Annotated in this window: 3 protein-coding genes; 2 read left to right on the plus strand and 1 reads right to left on the minus strand. The window is 48.9% G+C overall.

Annotated features, from left to right (window positions below):
- Together PHI12_14520 and PHI12_14525 are read left to right on the plus strand one after the other, a co-directional pair.
- On the plus strand, window positions 1–929 hold a 929-nt coding region (locus PHI12_14520), incomplete at its 5' end, for a hypothetical protein (protein ID MDD5511999.1).
- Window positions 930–940: 11 nt separating this feature from the next.
- Window positions 941–2,575, plus strand: coding sequence for a right-handed parallel beta-helix repeat-containing protein (locus PHI12_14525; protein MDD5512000.1), 1,635 nt, complete (start codon window positions 941–943; stop codon window positions 2,573–2,575).
- Between the two features lie 38 nt (window positions 2,576–2,613).
- Here PHI12_14525 and PHI12_14530 read toward each other — a convergent pair whose 3' ends face one another.
- Complete coding sequence (locus PHI12_14530) at window positions 2,614–2,736, minus strand: hypothetical protein (GenBank protein ID MDD5512001.1); 123 nt, start codon at window positions 2,734–2,736, stop codon at window positions 2,614–2,616.
- Window positions 2,737–3,029: the final 293 nt, after the last annotated feature.

Raw genomic sequence — 3,029 nt, forward strand, 5'->3', positions numbered from 1 at the left:
ATAACTTTAACGGGGCAGCAGCACCGACTGCGAATGACGACGTGACCGCAGGATACGATGTAGGATCAACATGGATATATGGAACGACACTATACACATGCGTAATCGCGACAGCTGCAGCAGCAGTCTGGATAGAAGTCAACACGTCACACAACGCTGCAGTAGACCCAACCGCAAACGATGACATAAACGACGGGTTTGTTAGAGGATCAACTTGGATAAATACGACAAACAGCACTATATGGCACTGCATAGACAACAGCGTGGGTGCTGCAGTATGGCAACAAGTAGTAAAAGTTCATTCAACGAACGAAGATCCGACGGTGAACGACGATATTGACCAGGGATATATACCAGGATCGGTGTGGGTGAACAATGCAACAGGCGTAGTGCATCAATGCATAGATAACAGTGACGGAGCAGCAGTATGGGCAAGGATGGTACGCGGGCCAGCCGCCAATACACTGAACTACATACCACAATGGGGAGCAGCAAATTCAAACACATTAACAGACGGAATTGAAAAATCAACAGATGGGACACTAGGAGACAACAGCGACAACGCTGTACCGACAGAAAAAGCTGTTAAAACGTATGTAGACGGTGAGGTACAAAAAGCAAAAGTAACGGTTCCATATAATGACGCAGACGGCAAGGTTACGCTCCTCACGATGCCAGGCAATGGGTTCATCCGGTTCGTGGGAAAGGTCGTCACGACGGCATATGACGCTGGCACAGTAACCGTGGGGGAGGAAGGCGACGAGGCAAACCTGATGACTGCCGAACTGGTGGATGCGCAAGGAGCAACACATGACACGTACACTCCGAACAAATATTACGCATCTGGCGCGGTGATAAAAGCGTTCATCACACCAGGTGCGGCAACGGAAGGCACGTTTACGCTTATACTTGAATATGTGACAGTTTGAGGATGATAAAAATGAAACTCAAGATTATGATAATGGCCCTGCTGCTTCTGGCGGGGATCGGATCGGCGGTGAACACGCTCCCGGCGACGACGTTCGTGGGGGATATCGATTTTGCGAGCGGGTATTACGCTAGGAATGCGATAGTAGGGTTGCATAATGCACGAGATTACGGGGCCGTGGGAGACGGTGTAACTGACGATACTGTCGCACTTCAGGCGTGGCTAGACTGTTCTGCTGGAAATGGTATAGCGTTTCTGCCGCCGGGAAAATATTATAAATCTGGAATGCTGGTCCCAAAAAATAATACATATGTTTTGGGGTGTGGCGATGCGTCAATGATAGTTGATGATGCCACTGGATTCTACATTGCTGGTGCGTACCACGACATCTCCATAAATGATATATACTTATATGGCGATGGGACGCTTGGGCGTAGCGGTATTGAAGCCGGAAATGGTGCGACTCGGTTGAGTGTTAAAGGATGCAGAATAGAAAACTATGGCTTTATGGGGATATACGCTGGTGAAATTCACTCGTCGCATATATGTAACAATCATGTATGCAGCAACGGAAAAAGTGTTGCATATGTTGGTCAGGGTATTCATGTAGCCCAATCTAGAGGAATTGGAGCAGATGAAGTAATCGTGGCTGAAAACATATGCAATGACAACGGAAACATAATTGCAGACTATTATGGTGGATGTCATGGCATATATATATCAGGGAATTATACCACTACTGAAGACGCGACAAATATAATAGTATCAAACAATATTTGTAACAACAACACCGGAGCCGGGATCAATATAAATTGTGGTAGAGAGGTAGTAGTCGATGCCAACATTTGTGACGGGAACAGATGGAAAGGCATTGCACTCGCCGGAGGATGCAACAACACCATTCTAGATGGCAACAAAGTATCAAATATATTGACACGCAACGAATCGTATAGTGGAACCGGAAACGGCATATACGCCTCATACGAGACCAGTAATTGTGTCTTCACGAACAACCACGTAAGAAATGTCAATCAATCCGGGATGCGACTCAGTGGATCGGGTCATGTGGTGGAAGGAAACAAGATCTCAACGGTAGGAGATAGCGGGATCAAATTGGACGACCCAAAAAATTTTACCGTTGTTGGAAATTCAGTCGAAGACACCGCACGTTATGGCATATATGTGTTGAGGGCAGACGGTGTGTTGCTATCCAGCAACACGATTCTACGTGGATCATGGGAATATTCGGTAGGGATCTTTTTCTCGACGACGCTGAATAACGCTGTAGTCGTAGGGAATCGTGTAGCAGATTATACTTGGGGCGTTTCGAGCTCATCCATGAGTGGAGTATCCGGGATTTGCATGGCTAATATGGTCGCACATAACACAGATCCGATATCCAGCGCAATCCTGGGATCTGGTATGAAAGTGTCGCATAACTCTGGCACGATCACAGAGGCGACCGGAAGCTCGACAGGGACCGGAGCGGAGCAAACTATTGCGCACGGTCTCCGCGCAGAACCACACAGTGTATCTGTGACACCAAACGTGCCGGGAGCTACTGCAACGTGGTGGGCCGATGCTACGAATATCTATCCAACTGTGACGAATGGAAAAACGTTCAACTGGGCCGCGAGTACGTGGTGACGGGCGCACTTAGCGCCCGATCCTCGCCCCTTCTTTTTCTACTTCCAAAAAACAATAGCGATAGCCGTCGCCAATAGGATGACGACGGCGGCGTTCCTCACGATCATAGGGTACTCTTCCATCAGGCGGCCGAGGGCGAAGAAGGCGTCAGCTTTCGCCATTTCGCCCCCAGACGGCGAGGAGGAGAGGGAGTCTCATCGCCTCAGCCCTCCACTTCGCACTCGATATCGATCGCGTCCCGGAACTCCGACGAATCATAGCATCCCGCCAGATCCGACGGGAACGCCTTGGATAAATACAACAACGAACTCGTTTTTCATATCAGTTGATAGCACTACAGGTGCAGCAATCTGGAACGAAGTTCCTCATCACAACTTCAACGGAGCAGCAGCGCCAACGGCAAACGACGACGTGACCGCAGGATACGCAGAGCAGATAGCGGGGCAAATTCAGA

The sequence above is a fragment of the Dehalococcoidales bacterium genome (genome assembly GCA_028716225.1).
Taxonomy (GTDB): domain Bacteria; phylum Chloroflexota; class Dehalococcoidia; order Dehalococcoidales; family UBA5760; genus UBA5760.

Excerpts from the sequence above, each read along its gene's own strand:
- PHI12_14525 (MDD5512000.1), top strand. The coding sequence starts at position 941 with ATGAAACTCAAGATTATGATAATGGCCCTGCTGCTTCTGGCGGGGATC.
- PHI12_14530 (MDD5512001.1), bottom strand. The coding sequence starts at position 2,736 with ATGGCGAAAGCTGACGCCTTCTTCGCCCTCGGCCGCCTGATGGAAGAG.